This is a genomic window from Bifidobacterium aquikefiri, from assembly GCF_002259795.1.
GTDB classification, from domain to species: domain Bacteria; phylum Actinomycetota; class Actinomycetes; order Actinomycetales; family Bifidobacteriaceae; genus Bombiscardovia; species Bombiscardovia aquikefiri.
Map to the genome: position 1 here is coordinate 75,434 of NZ_MWXA01000009.1, position 18,763 is coordinate 94,196.

An 18,763-nucleotide genomic window follows, 5' to 3' on the forward strand; every position below is an offset into this window, starting at 1 on the left:
CATTTGAATCGCGATCAGCGGGATTTCATCGCACTGTCTCGTCGTTCCTCTCGATGAATGCGCTGCAGCGATTGACACTGCCGGTTCGTCTCACGCATCCAAGACATGCATGAAACACCGCGACAGCAATGGAGGAGATGGTATCGCATGACATCGAGAGCATATGAAGCCGGCATCGCGTCCAATCCGTCGGCGGCCACCACGAATTACGCCACAGCGGACACAACGGGCAGACCGGGCGAAACCGCCTATGCGACCTCTCCCTATCGATGGGTCGTGCTCATCGCGGCAATACCGATGTTCGCCATCACGCAGATGTACTGGCTGACCTTCTCGACCATCTCCCCGCAGGCAGCTGCCTTCTATCACACCACTCCCCTGGCCATCGCCTCACTGTCGATGAGCTACATGATCGCCTACATCATATTCTCCATGCCAGCGTCGATGCTTTGCGATCGGAGGGGCATCCGCGCCTGCTTCGCACTGGCAGCGCTGCTGACATCGGTCTTCGCCTTGACGCGCGGACTGCTGTATTGGAGCTTCCCACTGGTGGTTCTCAGCCAATTGGGCTTGGCCATCGCCCAGCCATTCGTTATGAATCCCTTGACCAAGCTGGCCGCAAACTGGTTCCCGGTTAACCAGCGTGCCACAGTAACCGGCATCGGCTCGGTGGCAGGGTACGTCGGCATCGCTGTGGCGACCGCAACGACTCCGGAACTGTATCGCTCGCTGGGGATGGGAGGCATGCTCAGGGGCATGGGATATGCCGCAGTGGCGTGTTCCTTGCTGCTCGTGGCACTGATGAAGGAGGAGCCCAAGGTCCCCGCAGGTCCGAAGGCGCAACGTGACGGCAGATTTTCCCTTCGCGACGCAATGGCGCTGCGGCACAATCACGACTATATGCTGCTGCTTGTCGCCGTGATGATCGCACTCGGTGTCTTCAACGCATTGCTCACCGCAATATCAGACATGTTCGTCTCGCACGGCATAGACAGCAATCAAAGCGGTGTCATCGGAACTGCCATCATCATCGCCGGCATCATCGGCGGCGTGGTGCTGCCGCTTGTCAGCGACCAAACAGGTCATCGTAAGATGTTCATCGTATTCTCGATGGGGATTGCGATCGCAGCCATCGCAGGACTCTCCTATATGAGCGCATATCCGTTGCTGGTGGCGTGTGGCGCGTTCGCTGGATTCTTCATCATGGGCGCGGGGCCGCTCATCTTCGAATACGGCACAGAGATCGCCTATCCCATACCAGAGTCCACCTCATATGGTCTGCTCATGGGATCGGGTCAGGTGACGGGGATTCTCTTCATTCTGCTGATGTATGGACTTCAGCTGCCGAACAAGTCAATGGTCGTCTCGCTGAGCGTGATGATCGCACTGATGGTCGTCGCGGCATTCGCTGCCATTCGAGTCCGCGAATCGACCCTGTTGGCAGACAACCATTTCACCATATAAATCAATGCTCAGTGACTCCACTGTTGTGCCCTGAAAGTCGATTCGCACGTGTGGATTGATACATGGGGGAACGGAAATGGCAACAAACGCAGCAAGATCATACACTGTAAACGCAAGGCCCTTACATGGGCATCACAGGTAAGCCGAGTTGAGCCGCCACGGCGGTCATAGCAGTCTGAACGAAAGCAACGGTCCGCAACCATTGGCAATCGTCAAAGTGAAGTCCCACTGCACGACATGACTCACCTGCAATAGATTTGATCAACATTGTGCTACTGCCAGGTTCAATTGATCCTTCTACTCAACACACTGTATTCACAACACTGTATTCACACTTCGGTGGATTCTCATGAGACTTTGGATTTGCCGAATCGACGTAGCATCATGGCCAGTAGAATGGCCACCGCCATGAGCACAATGAACAAGGGCATGCTGTTTGAGAACGCACTGGCACAGGAAGTGGCGAAATTAGCGCCCGACCGGGTTGCACGCTGTTGGAAGGCAGTCATCAAGATCGAGGCCACCGCCGTACCAACCGCCCCCGAAAGCTGCTGCAGGGTGTTGAGCACCGCCGAGCCGTCCGCGTTCATCGATGCAGGCAGTTGATTCAGCGAATGGGTCTGCCCTGGTGTCGCCACCAAGCTGGCTCCGGTCATGAAGAAAACATAGATTACGAGAATAATGAGAGACTGCTTCTGCAGCACCGTCATCAGGACAGCTGCCACAATCATGCCGAAGAATCCGGTAACCATCAGGTTGGGCGCGAAATGGAATCTTAGCGCCGAGCCAACCTTGGGCGAGACGATGCTGCCGATGGCCGCTCCCGGCAGAAGAATCAACGCCGCCATCATACTGTTGTGATGGAGACCATTGATCAACAGCAGCGGAAGCATGAAATTGATTCCCAACACACACGCCTGGGAGATCATGATGGTACCGATCCCAGTGGAGAAACCCGCATGGGTGAATACCCTGACATTGACGAGCGGGCGTTCAAGTCGAAACTGCAACAAGACGAATATCACCATCATCAGCACTCCGAAGGCTAGCAACAGCCAGAAACGCCAATCCGCTTGCCATTCATAGGCGAAGCTGCAGGCAATCATAATGCTTCCAAGACCCAGTGCCGTCAACAACATGGATGGCATTGAAATGCTCGCTTCGGCTTTTCGACTGATATCGGAGAGAGACACTGTGCCTATGACGATGGCGATCAGCAGGAAGGGGATCATGATGATAAAGATGTAGTGCCAAGTGAGGTACTGCATGATGATGCCGCCATATACCGGACCAATCGCGGGCCCTGCACTGATCACCAATGACACGACGCCCATCAGCATGCCGCGTTGGTGAAATTCGGCCTTTTCCAGGACCACATTCGTCATCAACGGCAGGGAGATTCCCGTGCCAATGGCCATAATCAGACGCGCGCACAACAGCACCGGAAATGTTGGTGCGCACGCCCCCAGAATCGTCCCCAACGTAAAGATTGTTACCGCACACTGGAAGAGTCTGACCGTCGAGAAGCGGCGTACCAGATACGTCGAGGATGGAATCACGATGGCCAGCACCAGCAGGTATCCCGTGGTGAGCCATTGCACCACGGAGGCTTCAATGCCATATTGCCTCATCAGTGACGAGTAAGCAATGTTCAATGAGGTCTCGGACAGAATGCCAAGGAAAGTCAGCATTGCCATAGAGATGACGGACCACAGTAATCTACAATCGATTGATGGGGTCCTTGTGGTCTTCTCCACGTATAAGTCCTTGTATTTCGACAACCTATATAACTGCCTGGAACGCTTGCCAATTCCGTGCCGTACACAGAAACCCGTGGATTCAGACGAAGTCTGCCCATCTTCCACCATCCGGATTGGCGCAATCAACCTTGCAGATAGGATTGTTACCTATAGTAACTACCTTGGGCGACGGATCCTGTTCCGCATGTCCTATCGGAATACCCGATGTCCTCATAGGATGTTCATAATGCTCACATAGACCTCATCCCCGAGCGATGGTACAGGTCTGAGCGGTAACAGAAAAGAGGCTACTTTGTTCAACAGCGACGCGGTCACTTCTGACACCTTCCGAGAATTATTCGACGCATGTTGGCAGGCCCGCAAGATCACCGAACTGCTTCCTGAACTTCCTCAGGGCATGCGTCCTAGGCACATCAGCGTTCTTGATGCAGTCCACGTCATTGGGCAGTCAGGTCCAGCACGGGTCGGTGAGATCAGCGAATTCCTGCACATCAGCACGCCCAGCGTCACCAAGATGATTAACGAACTCAGTGACATGGGATATCTGGGAAAGGACGGCAGCAAAACGGATGGTCGCGGTGTGGAAGTCACCCTCACCCCAAGTGGTAAACGATGCCGCTCAACATTAGTAGAGGACTACCGCGAACGTATCTGCCGCTCCCTGACCGGCAAGGTAACCGATGAGGATTGTCGGACCACTGCAGCAACAATCAGACAGCTACTGCAAGCTGTGACTCTCGACAACACGGCACACAATCACCATAAATCGTAAGAAATAACACCCTGTGACTCGTGTCCGTTTCGGCAATCTGACGCATGGTCGTCGAAGAGAACCCATGAGTGGAGAAGAGCCTGCAAGCCGCCTTGAGCAGAGCCTGTCTGGTATGTTGCGGGTTCCGTTGCCGATGATTGTCTTGTGAACCGCCAGTATCGCCCATGACATCCTCCTTGCCGCGTTGCCTGAACATTTACCTTACTCGCAATGCTTATATTCAGCAGGGCAACAATCACGCTTGCATGATGGCATTTCTCAAGGGAAGGATGCTGCCAGGAGACACCGACAGTTCATCGACCCCGATCTTAAGAAAAGTCTCAGTCAGGGAAGGATCCTCTCCAAGTTCTCCGCATATGCCGCACCAGATGTGGTGACGATGTGCCGCCGTGACGGCCATCTCTATCATGCGAAGCACAGCTGGCGAATGCGGGTCTGCAAAGCGTTTGAGATGAGCGTTCTGGCGATCGCATGCCAGGGTGTATTGGGTGAGATCATTCGTTCCGATTGAGAAGAAATCAACCACTTGCGCCAATTCTTCAGCCATGATCACCGACGCTGGAGTCTCGATCATTATGCCCACTTGAATATCATGCTTGAACTTCACATCCTCACCGTTCAAAGCCGTCTTGACCTCTTCGATGATCGCTCGAGCATCCTGAACTTCTTGCACTGAAGTGATCATCGGCAGCATGATTGCGATGTTGCCAAACGTGGAAGCTCATCTGAGAGGTGCAAATTCTCGGCAATAAGCCTGTATCCTCTGCCTCTGCGAGATTCAATGACCGCACCATCCTGAGCATGTCCATTAATTTCTTTCACAGTTCGGTAAATCGTCTTCGTCGAGACACAAAGCATCTTTGACAGTTCCAATCCAGAAACATATCCGCGATGATGAGTGAGACGGTTGATCAACGGTTTCTCAACTTCAAATGTCATCGACGTGCCCCCTTACACTGACTTCCAGTATATGAATGGCACACATGTCTGAGCCCCCCATGAACGCTACAATCCAGTCCGTTGGCAAAGGGACACTTTTTAGATATGCTACGATCCCAGCATGAAGTTCCCCTTCAGGAATCAATCAAAACCCCCTTGGCATAAAACAACGCTGTGGAAGAACCGTCCAATGGCTGGCCTCCGACAGCATCTGCGCCAGCCCTGTCTTGTGAATCGCATTCACTTGACTTGACGATAGTCATGCTGATGACGATTGTTGACACGGTCGATATCATGGCTGTCTGATTTCAATTGCTGTCTCAATCTGCGACATCATCGCAGCAGCCTTGGCAGCATCTTTCACATCCTTGACGATACAGAGCAGCCCGGGGAAATCTGTCAATACACTCGCCATTCCAAAAGCTTACTTTGGAAATTCACATCAATAATGCGGAATGCCAAGATACGCTTATGGCATGCGCCCTTTCGGCAATCGACCTGGCATAGTCCAACGAATCGGCTTTGCGAAGGAGAGAGCGCCTCAGACTGTGGCGGTTCCCTTGAAGCAGATGGTGCTCTCACCACCAATCCAGACATGTTCGCCATCGAAGTCAACGACGATCTCGCCAGACCTTCCGAGTCTCGTACCTTGTGCAGCAACGTAATGGTCAGGCGCCTTCCCAGTTCGAATCAACCATTGCGCCACAGATGCATTCAGACTGCCCGTCACCGGATCTTCCGCCACATGGACCCCCCGGCGCAAAGGCTCGCAGCTCAAAGAGATGTCGCGAGCCTTCTGCATAGGGTCCGATGACACCAACCATCGCCTGCGGAATCTCGCTGAAGTCTGGATTCAAGGAAAGGACGCTCTGTGCCGAGTCCAGCATGACGGCCATCCATCCTGGACCGTTATCCACCCACTGCGAATCAACTATCCGTTCCATGCCCACACCCAACGCATCCGCGACCCTGTTGAGATAGTCAGCTTCGAGGGGCCCTGCATGCAGAATTGGCGGAGCGGCGAACGAGAGAAGATCGCCATCCTGCTTCAGCTCCACCAGACCCGCACCGCATTCCTGAACGATTCTCCCCCGCCGCCGAGGAGCGCCCCCGTTTTCCAGCCATGCGTGTGCAGAGCCAAGCGTCGGATGCCCAGCAAACGGAATCTCCTTAGCCGGCGTGAATATTCGCAAGCGATAATCCGCGTTGGAATCCGATGGAGGAAGAACGAAGGTCGTCTCCGAAAGATTCGTCCAGCGAGCGATGAGCAACATCTCGTCATCGCTGATGTCCTCGGCATCCAGCACCACTGCCAAAGGATTGCCCCTATATGGTGTGTCCGAGAAGACATCGACCTGCGCGAACGGATATGTACGTTTCATGAGTGGGACCCCTCCAACCAGATGTTTGTTCACAAGCCTACTCCCCGCACCTCCGCATCAAGAGATCCGCACCTGTAGACTAGGATGCATCGCGACCATTGAGGAAGAACGCACATGAGATTCTGGGAGTGCAACGATCCGACAGCGCTGAGCGCACAATGCCCGGAGGAATACACAGCACTACTTCTGCGATATGACCACTTCACCGTGACAGTCGGCGAACTCAAAGGGATCCTCATTACCTATCAATGGCATACCGAAAGGCTTCCTGAAGGCGGACGAATCGCGCACGTGCTGCTCAACCCATCACCGAGTCACCTTTCCAACAGTTCCGCAGACCTTCGATCGACGATTCTTCGACACCCACAAGCACCAACTGCCGTCCAGAAAATCATTGACCAGTTGAACTTCGTGCCTTCCCCAAGCTCTCCCCTCGAGCAACAATGAGCTTTTCTCAGCCCAGTTTTGTCCTTCCTTATTCCAACCCACGTATTGGCAGATCCCCAATCACAGCCGGTAGAACCTGGATCAGCTCACCGTATAGACCCCAGACGAAAACCATCCAAGACATACGATGAAAGCCGATAGCACCCAGGAAAAAGGAAAGCGACAAATGGACACTCCCACAGACACCCTCAACAACGACAATAGAATCACAACGCTGCAAGTCCAGGTTCACTGACACCAAGACAACCCAGCCAACACCAGAGCATGCACTTACAATCACGATTCATCCGACTGAGCACATCATCGAATCTGTCGGAAAGATTCGGTTCAAGGAGTAGATTCCAGATATGGTTCAAGCTTCTGTTCTGATAAGACCAGCTGCATCAACGGATACCGACGATATCATCCGGCTTTGGAAAGAGTGTGGCTTGACACGCCCATGGAACGACCCAGAAGCTGACTTGAATCGTCTTCTTGACTTCGCTCAGGCGCATGTTCTGGTCGCTCAGAGGAAAGAAGAACAGTCGGACATAGCTGGAAGCGTTGTTACTCAATGGGATGGACATCGAGGCTGGATATCGTTTCTCTGCGTCAGCGATCGCCACCGACACGATGGGATAGGAACCCTCCTTCTTGAACAGGGTGAACAATGGCTCGTAAACAAGGGCGCACCTGCGATACAGCTGCTGATACGCAACGATAACGAAACGGTGACCGGCTTCTATAGGAAACTGGGCTATGGTCAGGTCCCTTCAGCCTTGTGGCAGAAACGATATGACGGACATACGCGCTCATAAGCACAAAATCGTTGTTCCTACAAATTACAAAAAATCGTGCACGCTTGATTTCATGTTCCTTCTCAAGCCCTCGCGGAGAAATTGCCTTCCTCACACGGGGTTCCCACCAATGACATGCTCATGAGTCCATTGTGCTAGCATCTGCTTGCAATACAGGCGAAAAACGTAAAGAGGAAACATCAATGGGTAACGTCTCATTCCATGACATGCAAGGATTTCACGACCCATCATGGGATCAGGCGTTCGCAATACTGATTCAACTGCGCGACACCCTGACACGCGAAGAATTGCAGACAGTCATAGATGAAGGAACACCTCAGGGTCTGAGATTCACCGCAATGTTCGACGCTCAGACTTGTGTTGCCATCGCTGGATGGCGACTATTCGCCAACACGCATCTCAAGCGAGTGCTCTACGTTGACGATCTATGCGTCGATGCCTCCCGCCGCTCTCAACATTATGGTCACCTATTCATTGATGAGCTCAAGCGACGTGCAATCGAACTGGGAGCCCACGCCATTGACCTTGATTCAGGCGTGCAACGATTCGCAGCGCACAGATTCTACATGGACAATGACTTCCACATCAGTTCCCACCACTTCCGCAACGAACTCTGATACCAGACAACTTCACTATCTGCACCGTCGCGCGCCCATCACGAACAACTCCTACAGAAATTGCTCGCTATGTGAATATCCTTTATATCTTTATGGGTCGCTATTCGTGTACATCGAGTCTGCGCTCTCTGTAGTAGTAGTCCCTATCCTTCTGCCCGATGGGCCGCAGCACCTTGCAGGGAACACCAACCGCCACGACATCTGAGGGTATGTCACGGTCAACCACGGATCCCGCACCGATCACCACATTGTCGCCAATGGTGGCTCCTGGCAGTATCGACACGTTCGCCCCCACCCACACATTGCTGCCGATGGACACAGGAATGGCATATGTGTAATGGTGCTCACGCAGGATCGGCAGGATCGAATGGCCTGCAGTGGCGATGACCACATTCGGACCGAACAGGCACCAATCGCCAATGGTGATGTCGGCATCGTCCACGCAGGTGAAGTTCACGTTGCAATACACGCCTCTGCCCATGCGCACGTGGTGGAAACCCCAGTTCGAGTGTGCCGGCACCTCGACATGGCATCCATCGCCAATCGCGGCAAACATGCGCCGCAGCTGCTCGTCCTTGCCATGCACATCCATGGGATGCAGCTGGTTGAACCGGTAGAGTTCCTCCTGACAGGCCAACTGATCGCCCATGATGGCGGGATCGTCGTAATGATAAGGGAGTTCCTGCGCTCTGCGTGCCACATTATCCATGTTTCCCCTCCACATTGTTCCTGCCGCCTGACTGATCCGACAGACGTATCCGTAAGACACCTGATGACGATGGCATGCCAGCCGGCATGCCCCCGCAGGTGATGGGCCGTTTCGGATTCGCACCGGTCATTCCGAACGGTTCGAAGCCAGGATTGTCGCGATAATGCATCGCTGCACTAACGCCGGAATGAATTCTGACCATGCCCCATTCCCACATCATCCTTGGAAGCACTGCAATAGATACACAGACAATTATATTGATACGGCGAGGATGCAGTAGCGTTATTGTACGGTTCTCTGTCACAATCGTACGAACCTCAGGAAGGCGGGCTGAGCATGGATGTGCTCGAAGTCATGTCTGACATGTCGGAAAAGGTGCACTACAACATTACAGGACTGCCCGTGTATTCCCTGAGAGACCGGCTGCGCCGATACGGCTATGCCGCAAAAGTCCACTGGCATCCAGACCTTGAACTCATTGTGGTCCTCTCGGGAATCATGCAATATTCCGTGAACGGCACGATCGTCACCATTCCCGCCGGACATGGCATCTTCGTCAACTCCCGACGCCTGCATTTCGGATTCTCCCACAAGCATGCTGACTGCACGTTCATCGCCACCGTCATACACCCCAGCCTGATCACGGCCGGTCTTCCGGCGGCACAGGATGCCCTCGGCAGGCAAACCGCACGGAATCGCAGCGACTTCTATCTTTTGTCACCATTCATCGAGTGGCAGGAGCACCTCATCAGAAACATCAGTCAGCTCAACGCGATGGCCTCCATCCAGACACCTCCGCCGCTCGAAATCATGGATCTTGCAACGCATATCGGCATCCAGGCACTCAACCATGCGGGCGAACAGCATCCGCACACTCTCAACGACCCCGACGAGATCGCATTCCAACGGATGGCAGCATTCATTGAGCGGCACCACCATCTGCACATCACCGTTCAGGACATAGCTCACGCAGGGACAGTCGGGCGAAGCACATGCTTCCAGATCTTCCATTGATTCACGCAATCAACCCCAAACAAATACCTCATCGACACACGCATCAGGACAAGCATCACCATGCTCGAGGAAAGCAACGCACCCGTCAGCGAAATAGCACAACATTGTGGGTTCGCAACCACAAGCCATTACAGCCACACCTTCAAACTGCAGATCGGCGTAACGCCAACCCAATACCGAGACAAGCATCACAGCCAACACCAGAAAACATGAGCACACGGCGATGTCATCTGCAACCGCAATGGAAGGATTACCAAACATCATCTACAAAACAACGATTCGTAAACAACGATTCGTAAACAAAGAATCCAACCAGAAACTGCATTCGCCTATCGCACTTGCGCGGGCGTCTCGGTGATTGCACTTTCGCCGATCTGTGGAGTGAGCGTGTGATAGTGGCGGAAATTGTATATCAGCGGCTTCCAAGCGGTCGGATCGATATGCGATGTGCCCGCCACCACGATCGCCGGGTCGGCATGCACCTGCAGCACATGCGCCTGAACGACAAGGAAGTTGTGTCCCACATCCTGCTCGCAATGGACCACTTTGACCTCTATCTGAAGCCTGCATTCGCGAATGCCGTCGCATGAGACATGCTCGCACGGCTCCGGGGTAAGCCCCACCGCCGCGAATTTGTCCGTCACCTGCATGCTGCCATGCCCATGCTGGCTGCACGCATGCTCAACTCCGGTCATGTCTCCGAGCCGTTCGACCTGCCTGAAGAGTTCCGGCCCAGGCAGATTGAGCACTGCCTCCCCTCTCGCGGCGAGGTTCTCAGCCGTGCGACTGCCAAGGCCCATGCCAAGAACAATCGTGTCACCCAGCGCCCACGAACTGCTCATCGGAGCGATGTTCGTCGAGCCATCGGGATTCGTGGTGCTCAGCAGAACGACAGTATTGCCATAATAGAGAATGCTGGGTCGTACATTGATATGAGTGGTTGATGATTTCATGTTCATGGCACAAGCATCGCATGCGAACGATTCCATCCATGTGGAAGCTTCGACGATGTAACCTAGATATCCGTGTGCACATTCGATACTGGAAGCGACATCGCCCGCCTGGCTTCGACCCTTGCCGATCCCACCCGCGCGAATGTCTGCGCAACCCTCATGGACGGCTGCGCATGGACAGCGAGTGAACTGGCAAGGCAGACGAGAGTCAGTCCCCAGGCGATGACATCATGCCTTTCCAAGTTGGAAGAGTCACATCTGATCACACGAATGAGGCAGGGCAGACACCGCTATGTCAGACTCTGCGACGAGCATACGGCACAGATCATCGAATTCATGGGAATCGTGGCAGAAACCACGCAGACCCGTGTAATAGGATACCGGCAGGTTCGAGCCGACCGACGACTCCGATACGCCCGAACCTGCTACAACCACATTGCCGGACACCTGGCAATTCTCATCACCACCGCAATGCAAACGCGTGGACTCATAGACCTTCGAGACGATTCAATCCGCCTGACAGACAAGGGCACGCTCTGGTTCGCCAACAACGGCATGCCGGAATCTCAGCTGCGCAAGACTCCACGCATCAAGGGATGCCTCGACTGGACCGAACGACGCATGCATATCGGCGGCAGCGCAGGAAGCGCATTGTGCTCTCGTCTCATGGATCTCAGCGTCATACGCCGAAACACACCAAGAAGGGCGCTCCGCGTCACCACAACAGGAAAACGCTGGTTCGTGAGCCAGCTGGGCATCGACGAAGACACGCTCGACGAAAGCTAGCGCTGGCACCATTTCCCATATCTCCCCCACAATGCTGCACCCGCAAAGACCATGAGCAGGTACACTCCAGACATCAATGGGCAACGGGCTCATAGAGACCCAGACCCAAGAACGAGAAGCGCAAGTCTGCCATGGGCAAAGGCATCACCGAAGCAATTCCAGATGGATCACTTTCACTGCCTCGGCGTCCAACCTCTTGCTGTGGTGATGAGCATGCGTTGCCCAATGCTGTGAGGGTCGGAAAGAATCGCGACGATCTCCTGCGCGACACTGGCGAACGGAAGCGTTGGCATACCTGGAACCTTCGCGACTTCCGCAAGCGGCTTGGCAATCACGTTGAAACTCGCTGGCGCATCCTTGAGATTCACCGGATAGACGATCGTGTAGTCCAGACCGGATTGCTCGAGGAAGGCGTCCGCGGCTGCCTTGTCTCGGAAGAACTTTCCCAGTACCGTTCGGTATGCGAGTTTCATGAACCATGCCGCCTTGTCGGCAGTGTCACCCGCACCGAATGCGGATACCAATATGATGCGCCTGACATGTGCGGCCTTCGCGGCCTTGACTATCGATGCAATATTGCGCTGCATGAACGAGGTATCTTTGATAGCGCCCGTTATTGCAACGATGATGGCGTCAGAGCCTTTGGCCGCCTCCGTGAGCGCGACGGTGTCCTCCGCATTTCCCTTGACGATTCTGATTCCCTTGCTCGCGGCCACGGCTTCTGGCCTGCGAACATATGCGGTGACCTCATGCCCTGCCCGAACTGCAGAGTTCATGGTTCGTGATCCCACATTGCCAGTCGCACCGATGATGACTACCTTCATTGTTGTTCTCCTTTATGGTCGTGAGGATGATGTTCGTACCTTTGCCTGAACGGCCTGTGCGACGCTGCGCGCAGTCGTGCCCGCGGCTCCGTTGCTTCCAGGAATTCGGGATGAGCTCGGCTCAACAAGAATGCTCCTGCGCCGAATGGTGAAGATGATCAGTATGAGGATGTTCGTGATGATGCTCAAGATGATGAACAATGACAGTTGACTACCAATGCCGCCTCCTATGGAGATGGCCTGTCGAAGTCCGTCAATCGCGTGGGTCATGGGCAGCCATGGGTTTATTGCCTTGTAGAAGCCGTTGGACAGCACGATGGGATAGGTTCCTCCCGATCCTGCCAGCTGAAGCATGAGGAATAGCAGCATCAGGAATGCTCCCACCTTGCCGAAAAGCACGTTGAAGAAGGTGATCAATGACATATATGTCAATGCCTCGAAAATCAGGAGCAGTAGGACGCTACCGGGATGGAGAGGATTCAGGCCGAGAAGCATCACCGCTGCGAACACGAAGGTCGCCTGGGCGATGGAAACCACAAGGAAGGTCGGCATCTTCTGCATCCACCAGTGGAATCCAGAGCGCGGACGATACCGCGGGACTCCGGCCTCGAACATCATGTTGAATGCAAGCGCTCCGACGAATAGAGCCACTGACATCATGTAGGGCGCCATCGCAGTGCCATTGTTGGGCACGGCGGCGGTTTCCCTCTGCTTGAGATTCACCGGTGCGGACACGGCCTTCGCAGCCTTGTCCGAAGTGTTGACGGCACCGATTGCGTCTGACGCTCCCTTGAATTTCCCTGACATTGAGAACAGGCCGGAGGTGACCTTGGTCAACGCGTTCGACACCGTGCCTTCGCCGGTTGCGAGCTGCTGCGAACCCTGGGTGATGGTATGTGACGCGCTTACGAGCTGCTGCGTTCCCGAGACCAGCTTGCTTCCCTGAGCTGAGAGCGTCGCCGTGCCCTGGCCGAGCGTCGAGATGCCCGAGCCGAGAGTGCTGATGCCCGAGCCGAGCGTCCCCACCCCGTTGACATAGGTCCTCGAACCCTTCGCGAGAGTGCTCGCGCCTTTGGAAACCGCCGAACCATAGGTCTGGATGCCTGCACCGATCTGTTGCGATCCCGGAATCAGCTTGCTGTCAACGCCCTGCTTGGCCTGTGCCAGGCCATTCGACAGGCTGGTGATGGCCTGCGCTGATCCGGGCAGTGCCTGAGCGGATTGCGTCGCTATCTGCTGTGAGCCGGATTGCAGGGCGCCCATGTTTTGCGTGGCCGTATCGCTTGCCTCCTGCAGCTCAGCATGCAGCTGAGTTGATCCACTTACAAGACCGTTCACTTCCTTGCTGAGAGTTGTCACCGAGACAGTCTTACCGTCGCCAGACTCAATGCCTGTGTTGACGGCGGAAAGAATCTCCTGCTGTTGGGCAGAGCTCAGCTGCTTGTATGCCTCCGTCCCGTTAAGATTGCTCACAGCGGCCGCTTCCTGCGCTGCAACGAGTGCGTTGAGTTGGCTCTGCATTGTTGACGCGATGCTCTGAACCGTCTCGCTTGCCGTGATGGCTGGCTCAATCTGAGAACCCATGTCGATCTTCTGAATGACAGCATTTAATTGTTGAATCGCAGCGTTCAGCTTAGGCAAGCCGCCGGTCAACTGCTGCATCTGCTTCGTCTGGGCATCGCTGAGTGTGAGCGACGATGACAATGTCTGCATTCCCGCGGTGAGGCTTGCGTTGGCGGACTCGAGCTTCTGTGCACCGCTCTTGCTGGAGGAAGACAGCGTCGAAAGCCCAGAGACGAGCTCGGAGCCCTTTGCCGTGAGCTGTCCCGCACCATTCGACAGTGCCGTGCTGCCCGACTGCAGCTTGCCGACGCCCGCATTGACCTTGGACACTGCCTGCGTGTATGTCGATACGCCGACATTGAGCGTGTCAGCGCCATTCGAGAACTCGACCGCTCCCTTGGAGAGCTTCAGCAGATTGGTCGAGAGCGTGTCCGTCCCCTTGGCGATCTGTACGGTGCCGTCATGGAGCTTCACCGTCGCCTCGTTGGCGGTCGTGAAGGCCTTGCCGGTGTTGGAGAACTGCGTGAGCAGGGTCTTCACGTAAATCTGGGTGATCTGCTGCGCTACGCTGCTTTTCAAGGCGTTCGCCGCGCTGGTAACCATCTTGGACGCCGTGAAGTTATGACCTTCTGAAATGGAATAGCGCACGGTCGGCGTCGTTGGATTGTCTCCCAGAAGCGTTCCTGCATCCTTGGAGAGATCGCCTGGCAGCGTGACCACCATGTAATAGTCACCATTCGCCAGACCGCTCGTCGCATGCTGTGCGGAAACGAAATGATAGTCCAGACTCTTCTACTTCTTCAAGGACTTCATAATCTGATCACCGAGCGCCAGTGACTTTCCGGAGACCGTTGCGCTCTTGTCTTGATTGACGACCGCAACCGGAAGGTTTGCGACGTTTCCATACGGATCCCACATGGAACTGAGGAAGATGAGATTGTATAGCGCAGGAATCAAACTGACTGCTGCAATGACTATTAATGCGAACCCACGCCCCATTGTCTTAGCGTTCTTCATGGTGTGTCTCCTCACGTTGCGGGCATGCACTCTGATCCAGGGCAACTTCGCTCCAGTCAACGGTTCCGTTCATATAATCGATCCCTTCGAGCGCCTTGGAAAGCGGATATCTGCTCAGTTCCCCAAGAAACATCTGTTCCGCGCGAGACATGACATCCATGATCTCGTGCTCGCTCTGCAACACACGATCGCCTCGGAGAAAGATTTTCTGGGCGAAATGCGACAGTTCGTAGAAATGCCCATGCCCTTCAATCGCATAAAACACGTCAAGCATCGTGATGTTATCGACGGAGCGTGCAAGCGCATAGCCACCGTCCTTACTCGCATCAGAAATGACAAGCCCCTCAGAGACCAAATGCGGCATGATCTTTTTCAGATATGAGGCTGATACATCAAGCCGACGGCTGATGACGGCGCTCTTGACGGGTTTATGCCCCTTTTGAAGCGAAAGCAGCAGTAGCACGCAGGCAGCCTGCTCCAGACTTTTTTTCATTTTCATTGCATACAGACCTTATCCAGTGACAAACTATATCCACGGTAATCATGTATCCGGTGACATTGTTTGTCAACAGAAAAAGCCTCAACACGCAACCATTCAGCTCACAGCAGCAGAAAGATGCAACCGGATGCTCACACTTAACGGACAAAACCTCGTGCTAGATGAGCACACAAGCAGTATCAGACAAGTTCATATAAAAACACCCCGCAGCGCGTGGCATCCGATCATTGTCTGGAGAGTTTCCCGTCTTTCATTCGATAGACTGTGTCGCATGACTCGGTCATTCGCATATCGTGTGTCACCATCACGGTGGCCTTGCGATACTTCTTGGTCTGTTCTGCAAGCAGCCTGACCACGTCATACGCATGACCGGTGTCCAGGCTTGCGGTCGGCTCGTCGGCAAGGATCAGACTTGGCTCTCCATACAGTGCCCTTGCCATGGCAGCCCGCTGACGTTCGCCACCAGAGAGATCCTTGGGATACTTGTCGACAAGAGCGAGGATATCCAGTGAATCGAGCAGATCGTGAATCTTCTGCTTGCGCTCCCCTCGTCTGGCGACTCTATCAACCAAAGCAAGCTGCTGGTAGACCGTGAGATAGGGGATCAGATTCGAGCGTTGCAGGACGAAGCCAATCTGGTGGAATCGCGTTGCGGTCACCTGAGCGTTGCTCAGGTCAGTCAGTTCGATCCCGTTGACCTGCACATGCCCAGAGCTCGGGCGCTGCAAGCCACCCGCTATGGTCAGCAGGGTGCTTTTCCCGGAACCGGATGGCCCCACGATACTGATGAACCGTCCTCTGGATACCGTGAGCGTAGCATCGTCAATCGCCGTCAGGGCGGTATGACCCTGACCGAAGGTTTTCGTGACATGCGTCATAACCAGAATTTCATCAACCATGCTCTACTCCTCACCCATCGCGGTAATGGGATCGACCTTCGAAACCGTTCTCACCGAGAACACACCTCCAAGAACCGTCACCAGCAGCAATGCGACTCCATAGACACACCACTGTCCCGTATCGGCAGTGAACGGCATCGCCGATGGCAGTGCAAGGCTTGAAAGCCACGCAAGCATGAAGGCAACCACGATGGAAGCCAATCCAATGATGAACGCCTGCGCCACAATCGATCGTGCCATGAATCGGGTTGGTATCCCCTGAGCCTTCATCACGCCGAACACCGGCATTTTCTGCAAAGTCACGACATACATGAACATGCCGACGATGGCCGCTGTAATAACGATGAGCAGACCTATCATGCCCTTGAACGTGAGCTGTTCAGCAGAGACCCCGGGAATATTGTCGATGAAAGTGTTCATGTCAAGATTCTGGAGCTTTGTCTTGCCAGTAGGATTGCTCAGGGAACGAATCGCACCTCTCACTACGATGGCATTGATGGGCTTGCCTGATTCGGATGAGAAGGGTTGACCACCATATTTGAGCTCAGTCCATGTATCCAGCGACGTATAGATCACGGGAACAATGCTGTATGTGGTGGCTGGAACGATGCCCGTCACCGTCAGTGCATGGTTGAGGCTGCCGACCGTGATCCTATCACCTATGCCAAAACCATCGTCGGCAAGATTCTGCGAAATGGTGACCTGATACTTCTTCGAATAGTTGCTGCCCCGAATGACGGACGGCGTGGTGAAGGAACCCGCAGCCGACCCGATGACCGACACATTGTGCTTGTCGCCCGACGCATTCGCCAGGCTCGCAGAACCCTGATACAGGCCGATCGCAGACTTGCTGCCCGCTGACACGCGCTGCAGATCGCCTTGCGTCATCTGCGAAGCACCGAAGACTCCGTTCGCATCCTGCGCAAGCACGACACTGTCAGCATGCCAGTCCCGTATCGCCTTGGTGTGCCCCGTCTGCAAGCCTGAAGCCAGACCAGACAGCATAAAGACCATATAGGCCACGAGCAGTATGATTCCTCCGACCAAGGCATAGCGCCATTTGGAAAACCGGATCTCCTGCATTGCAAGAAACATCCCTAAAGCCTCTCTTCGAAAATGTGAAACACGTCAATCACCTGGATAGTGCGAAAACTGGCAGCGATCACAGAATGCCGCCAGCAGTGCTCGCGATGACCAATGATGAACGCGCCGACTGAGTTGATTGTCATATCGTCTTGGCAGCTTCCCTTTCCACGCTCATATATGAAGTGAGCGAACAGTGTGCACTATACTAGTATAGTATCTTCTGCGACGAACTTTCTTGCATGTCTATTTTGTTGCCCTCAAGCGTCAAGTAGTATGGAGCACAGCAATGAAAGGAGCGCTGCGATGAAAGAGAGTGGTCTATCCCACGCAGCAGGCACCCCTCATCGAGATGAATCCCAGCGCATTCACAAGCGCACCACGCGCGAGATGATATATAGGAATGCCTTCATGCTTTTTGCCAAGCGGGGATACAACAAGACAACCATGTCAGACATAGCGAAGGCATGCAACACCACCAAGACACTCGTCCAATACCATGCTCCCAAAAAGGAGCTGCTGGCGAACCTCCTCATGAGATCTCTCTTTGAACTCATAGAATCCGCCATGAGCGGCGCCACCATGCCTCGAAAGATCGATTCGCTTGAACAGCTCTATGTCATAGGATTTCTCCACTTTAATCTGCTCACTCAAAATGTGTCCATGGAGCCAATCACCAAAGACATTGTAGCCAGTCGCAAACTTACTGAAAGAATGATTGATACGGAAATCATGTGGATTGCACGAACCTCGGTTCAAGCCCGTCATAGAGAACTTTCAGGCGAAACGAGCGTGCCTATTGCGATGTGGTCATCGTTTGTGAACGATCAAGACGCTCTTGAACCACACATCGAACAGGCAGTCGTTGCAGGGCAGGGTGGGGCCTATGAACTCATGCATCACGAGTATCTGCATCACCGATCGCCAGATCCAGGTGCGTTGACCGATCTGTCCTATGCCATCTTCACAGGCCTTTCCGGCGAAGACCACAGCGAAGCGATGCACGGTCTGCCTGCTCTCCACAAACTAAGGTCCTCAACGGCCGTTCGCGCAATCAACAATGAGGCGCAATCAATGCTCACCGCACTGCTGAGTGGCTGAGACATGCCCGGCTTACCTCTGATCACCCACTTAGGTTTATGAGCGGACCCTAGGCAGTAACTAGATAGTAAGCGGAGGAATAGCCGGAACGAAAAATGATCCACTTGCAAATCGTTCCAATCTACTTCAGCGCCATC

At 54.2% G+C, this 18,763-nt stretch carries 24 protein-coding genes; 9 read left to right on the forward strand and 15 right to left on the reverse strand.

The window, feature by feature from the left end; genetic code table 11:
* The first annotated feature begins 147 nt into the window (after positions 1 to 147).
* Positions 148 to 1,464, forward strand: a complete 1,317-nt coding sequence (locus BAQU_RS09425; protein WP_158215691.1) for an MFS transporter — start codon at positions 148 to 150, stop codon at positions 1,462 to 1,464.
* 347 nt (positions 1,465 to 1,811) lie between these two features.
* On the opposite strand, the gene BAQU_RS09430 is transcribed toward BAQU_RS09425, so the two are convergent.
* On the reverse strand, positions 1,812 to 3,332 hold the full coding sequence (locus BAQU_RS09430) for an MFS transporter (RefSeq protein ID WP_094695042.1): 1,521 nt from the start codon (positions 3,330 to 3,332) through the stop codon (positions 1,812 to 1,814).
* Between the two features lie 184 nt (positions 3,333 to 3,516).
* On the opposite strand from BAQU_RS09430, the gene BAQU_RS09435 reads away from it, so the two are divergent.
* Positions 3,517 to 3,996 carry a MarR family winged helix-turn-helix transcriptional regulator gene (locus BAQU_RS09435; RefSeq protein ID WP_094695044.1) on the forward strand — a complete coding sequence of 160 codons (480 nt, stop codon included), beginning with the start codon at positions 3,517 to 3,519 and terminating at the stop codon, positions 3,994 to 3,996.
* Here BAQU_RS09435 and BAQU_RS10800 read toward each other — a convergent pair.
* The 5 genes from BAQU_RS10800 to BAQU_RS09455 form a co-directional block, all read right to left on the reverse strand.
* Positions 3,935 to 4,192 carry a TetR/AcrR family transcriptional regulator gene (locus BAQU_RS10800; RefSeq protein ID WP_094695046.1) on the reverse strand — a complete coding sequence of 86 codons (258 nt, stop codon included), beginning with the start codon at positions 4,190 to 4,192 and terminating at the stop codon, positions 3,935 to 3,937. The genes BAQU_RS09435 and BAQU_RS10800 overlap by 62 nt on opposite strands.
* Before the next feature lie 39 nt (positions 4,193 to 4,231).
* On the reverse strand, positions 4,232 to 4,681 hold the full coding sequence (locus BAQU_RS09445; protein WP_244568515.1) for a putative PEP-binding protein: 450 nt from the start codon (positions 4,679 to 4,681) through the stop codon (positions 4,232 to 4,234).
* On the reverse strand, positions 4,678 to 4,935 hold the full coding sequence (locus BAQU_RS09450) for a helix-turn-helix domain-containing protein (RefSeq protein WP_094695050.1): 258 nt from the start codon (positions 4,933 to 4,935) through the stop codon (positions 4,678 to 4,680). Before BAQU_RS09450 ends, BAQU_RS09445 begins: the two co-directional genes overlap by 4 nt.
* 541 nt (positions 4,936 to 5,476) lie before the next feature.
* Positions 5,477 to 5,629 carry a hypothetical protein gene (locus BAQU_RS10700; RefSeq protein WP_275542245.1) on the reverse strand — a complete coding sequence of 51 codons (153 nt, stop codon included), beginning with the start codon at positions 5,627 to 5,629 and terminating at the stop codon, positions 5,477 to 5,479.
* Positions 5,604 to 6,317 (reverse strand): PhzF family phenazine biosynthesis protein, encoded by a 714-nt coding sequence (locus BAQU_RS09455; RefSeq protein WP_275542246.1) that lies wholly within the window; start codon positions 6,315 to 6,317, stop codon positions 5,604 to 5,606. The genes BAQU_RS10700 and BAQU_RS09455 overlap by 26 nt, the downstream gene beginning before the upstream one ends.
* 114 nt (positions 6,318 to 6,431) lie before the next feature.
* Between BAQU_RS09455 and BAQU_RS09460 the strand changes: the two genes are divergently transcribed.
* The 3 genes from BAQU_RS09460 to BAQU_RS09470 all read left to right on the forward strand — a co-directional run bounded on the left by BAQU_RS09460 (position 6,432) and on the right by BAQU_RS09470 (position 8,178).
* The gene (locus tag BAQU_RS09460; RefSeq protein ID WP_094695052.1) at positions 6,432 to 6,764 is read left to right on the forward strand and encodes a hypothetical protein; all 333 of its coding nucleotides are present in this window, start codon (positions 6,432 to 6,434) and stop codon (positions 6,762 to 6,764) included.
* A 347-nt stretch (positions 6,765 to 7,111) separates the two neighbouring features.
* Positions 7,112 to 7,561, forward strand: a complete 450-nt coding sequence (locus BAQU_RS09465; RefSeq protein ID WP_094695054.1) for a GNAT family acetyltransferase — start codon at positions 7,112 to 7,114, stop codon at positions 7,559 to 7,561.
* A 182-nt stretch (positions 7,562 to 7,743) separates the two neighbouring features.
* The gene (locus BAQU_RS09470; protein WP_211277158.1) at positions 7,744 to 8,178 is read left to right on the forward strand and encodes a GNAT family N-acetyltransferase; all 435 of its coding nucleotides are present in this window, start codon (positions 7,744 to 7,746) and stop codon (positions 8,176 to 8,178) included.
* 100 nt (positions 8,179 to 8,278) lie between these two features.
* Here BAQU_RS09470 and BAQU_RS10705 read toward each other — a convergent pair whose 3' ends face one another.
* Complete coding sequence (locus BAQU_RS10705) at positions 8,279 to 8,887, reverse strand: sugar O-acetyltransferase (protein ID WP_094695056.1); 609 nt, start codon at positions 8,885 to 8,887, stop codon at positions 8,279 to 8,281.
* Positions 8,880 to 9,089 carry a hypothetical protein gene (locus BAQU_RS09480; RefSeq protein WP_143242003.1) on the reverse strand — a complete coding sequence of 70 codons (210 nt, stop codon included), beginning with the start codon at positions 9,087 to 9,089 and terminating at the stop codon, positions 8,880 to 8,882. The genes BAQU_RS10705 and BAQU_RS09480 overlap by 8 nt, the downstream gene beginning before the upstream one ends.
* A gap of 134 nt (positions 9,090 to 9,223) precedes the next feature.
* Between BAQU_RS09480 and BAQU_RS09485 the strand changes: the two genes are divergently transcribed.
* Positions 9,224 to 9,901 carry an AraC family ligand binding domain-containing protein gene (locus BAQU_RS09485; protein ID WP_094695060.1) on the forward strand — a complete coding sequence of 226 codons (678 nt, stop codon included), beginning with the start codon at positions 9,224 to 9,226 and terminating at the stop codon, positions 9,899 to 9,901.
* 60 nt (positions 9,902 to 9,961) lie between these two features.
* On the forward strand, positions 9,962 to 10,114 hold the full coding sequence (locus BAQU_RS10805; RefSeq protein ID WP_415447774.1) for a helix-turn-helix domain-containing protein: 153 nt from the start codon (positions 9,962 to 9,964) through the stop codon (positions 10,112 to 10,114).
* A 116-nt stretch (positions 10,115 to 10,230) separates the two neighbouring features.
* Here BAQU_RS10805 and BAQU_RS09495 read toward each other — a convergent pair whose 3' ends face one another.
* Positions 10,231 to 10,854 (reverse strand): flavin reductase family protein, encoded by a 624-nt coding sequence (locus BAQU_RS09495; RefSeq protein ID WP_211277160.1) that lies wholly within the window; start codon positions 10,852 to 10,854, stop codon positions 10,231 to 10,233.
* Positions 10,855 to 10,926: 72 nt separating this feature from the next.
* Between BAQU_RS09495 and BAQU_RS09500 the strand changes: the two genes are divergently transcribed.
* On the forward strand, positions 10,927 to 11,640 hold the full coding sequence (locus BAQU_RS09500) for an ArsR/SmtB family transcription factor (RefSeq protein ID WP_158215694.1): 714 nt from the start codon (positions 10,927 to 10,929) through the stop codon (positions 11,638 to 11,640).
* A gap of 173 nt (positions 11,641 to 11,813) precedes the next feature.
* Here the strand turns inward: BAQU_RS09500 and BAQU_RS09505 are convergent, their stop codons facing one another.
* The 6 genes from BAQU_RS09505 to BAQU_RS09530 all read right to left on the reverse strand — a co-directional run bounded on the left by BAQU_RS09505 (position 11,814) and on the right by BAQU_RS09530 (position 17,525).
* A complete protein-coding gene (locus tag BAQU_RS09505) occupies positions 11,814 to 12,464 on the reverse strand; it encodes an NAD(P)-dependent oxidoreductase (protein ID WP_094695068.1) in 651 nt (216 codons plus the stop codon).
* Positions 12,465 to 12,476: 12 nt separating this feature from the next.
* Positions 12,477 to 14,750 carry a YhgE/Pip family protein gene (locus BAQU_RS09510; RefSeq protein ID WP_094695070.1) on the reverse strand — a complete coding sequence of 758 codons (2,274 nt, stop codon included), beginning with the start codon at positions 14,748 to 14,750 and terminating at the stop codon, positions 12,477 to 12,479.
* A gap of 69 nt (positions 14,751 to 14,819) precedes the next feature.
* Positions 14,820 to 15,044: a YhgE/Pip domain-containing protein gene (locus tag BAQU_RS09515; protein ID WP_143242004.1), complete on the reverse strand. Its 225-nt coding sequence runs from the start codon at positions 15,042 to 15,044 to the stop codon at positions 14,820 to 14,822.
* Positions 15,031 to 15,543, reverse strand: coding sequence for an RrF2 family transcriptional regulator (locus BAQU_RS09520; RefSeq protein ID WP_094695074.1), 513 nt, complete (start codon positions 15,541 to 15,543; stop codon positions 15,031 to 15,033). Before BAQU_RS09520 ends, BAQU_RS09515 begins: the two co-directional genes overlap by 14 nt.
* Positions 15,544 to 15,767: 224 nt before the next feature.
* Positions 15,768 to 16,442: an ABC transporter ATP-binding protein gene (locus BAQU_RS09525; RefSeq protein WP_094695076.1), complete on the reverse strand. Its 675-nt coding sequence runs from the start codon at positions 16,440 to 16,442 to the stop codon at positions 15,768 to 15,770.
* A 3-nt stretch (positions 16,443 to 16,445) separates the two neighbouring features.
* On the reverse strand, positions 16,446 to 17,525 hold the full coding sequence (locus tag BAQU_RS09530; protein WP_211277161.1) for an ABC transporter permease: 1,080 nt from the start codon (positions 17,523 to 17,525) through the stop codon (positions 16,446 to 16,448).
* A 306-nt stretch (positions 17,526 to 17,831) separates the two neighbouring features.
* On the opposite strand from BAQU_RS09530, the gene BAQU_RS09535 reads away from it, so the two are divergent.
* Positions 17,832 to 18,626, forward strand: coding sequence for a TetR/AcrR family transcriptional regulator (locus tag BAQU_RS09535; RefSeq protein ID WP_158215695.1), 795 nt, complete (start codon positions 17,832 to 17,834; stop codon positions 18,624 to 18,626).
* The last annotated feature ends 137 nt before the right edge of the window (positions 18,627 to 18,763 follow it).

Excerpts from the sequence above, each read along its gene's own strand:
- BAQU_RS09525 (WP_094695076.1), bottom strand. The coding sequence starts at position 16,442 with ATGGTTGATGAAATTCTGGTTATGACGCATGTCACGAAAACCTTCGGT.
- BAQU_RS09505 (WP_094695068.1), bottom strand. The coding sequence starts at position 12,464 with ATGAAGGTAGTCATCATCGGTGCGACTGGCAATGTGGGATCACGAACC.
- BAQU_RS09535 (WP_158215695.1), top strand. The coding sequence starts at position 17,832 with ATGAAAGAGAGTGGTCTATCCCACGCAGCAGGCACCCCTCATCGAGAT.
- BAQU_RS09460 (WP_094695052.1), top strand. The coding sequence starts at position 6,432 with ATGAGATTCTGGGAGTGCAACGATCCGACAGCGCTGAGCGCACAATGC.
- BAQU_RS10805 (WP_415447774.1), top strand. The coding sequence starts at position 9,962 with ATGCTCGAGGAAAGCAACGCACCCGTCAGCGAAATAGCACAACATTGT.
- BAQU_RS09515 (WP_143242004.1), bottom strand. The coding sequence starts at position 15,044 with ATGAAGAACGCTAAGACAATGGGGCGTGGGTTCGCATTAATAGTCATT.
- BAQU_RS09485 (WP_094695060.1), top strand. The coding sequence starts at position 9,224 with ATGGATGTGCTCGAAGTCATGTCTGACATGTCGGAAAAGGTGCACTAC.
- BAQU_RS09480 (WP_143242003.1), bottom strand. The coding sequence starts at position 9,089 with ATGGTCAGAATTCATTCCGGCGTTAGTGCAGCGATGCATTATCGCGAC.
- BAQU_RS09445 (WP_244568515.1), bottom strand. The coding sequence starts at position 4,681 with ATGATCACTTCAGTGCAAGAAGTTCAGGATGCTCGAGCGATCATCGAA.
- BAQU_RS09455 (WP_275542246.1), bottom strand. The coding sequence starts at position 6,317 with ATGAAACGTACATATCCGTTCGCGCAGGTCGATGTCTTCTCGGACACA.
- BAQU_RS09465 (WP_094695054.1), top strand. The coding sequence starts at position 7,112 with ATGGTTCAAGCTTCTGTTCTGATAAGACCAGCTGCATCAACGGATACC.
- BAQU_RS09530 (WP_211277161.1), bottom strand. The coding sequence starts at position 17,525 with ATGCAGGAGATCCGGTTTTCCAAATGGCGCTATGCCTTGGTCGGAGGA.
- BAQU_RS09425 (WP_158215691.1), top strand. The coding sequence starts at position 148 with ATGACATCGAGAGCATATGAAGCCGGCATCGCGTCCAATCCGTCGGCG.
- BAQU_RS09520 (WP_094695074.1), bottom strand. The coding sequence starts at position 15,543 with ATGAAAATGAAAAAAAGTCTGGAGCAGGCTGCCTGCGTGCTACTGCTG.
- BAQU_RS09450 (WP_094695050.1), bottom strand. The coding sequence starts at position 4,935 with ATGACATTTGAAGTTGAGAAACCGTTGATCAACCGTCTCACTCATCAT.
- BAQU_RS09470 (WP_211277158.1), top strand. The coding sequence starts at position 7,744 with ATGGGTAACGTCTCATTCCATGACATGCAAGGATTTCACGACCCATCA.
- BAQU_RS10800 (WP_094695046.1), bottom strand. The coding sequence starts at position 4,192 with ATGTTCAGGCAACGCGGCAAGGAGGATGTCATGGGCGATACTGGCGGT.
- BAQU_RS10705 (WP_094695056.1), bottom strand. The coding sequence starts at position 8,887 with ATGGATAATGTGGCACGCAGAGCGCAGGAACTCCCTTATCATTACGAC.
- BAQU_RS09430 (WP_094695042.1), bottom strand. The coding sequence starts at position 3,332 with ATGGTGGAAGATGGGCAGACTTCGTCTGAATCCACGGGTTTCTGTGTA.
- BAQU_RS09495 (WP_211277160.1), bottom strand. The coding sequence starts at position 10,854 with ATGAAATCATCAACCACTCATATCAATGTACGACCCAGCATTCTCTAT.
- BAQU_RS09510 (WP_094695070.1), bottom strand. The coding sequence starts at position 14,750 with ATGGTGGTCACGCTGCCAGGCGATCTCTCCAAGGATGCAGGAACGCTT.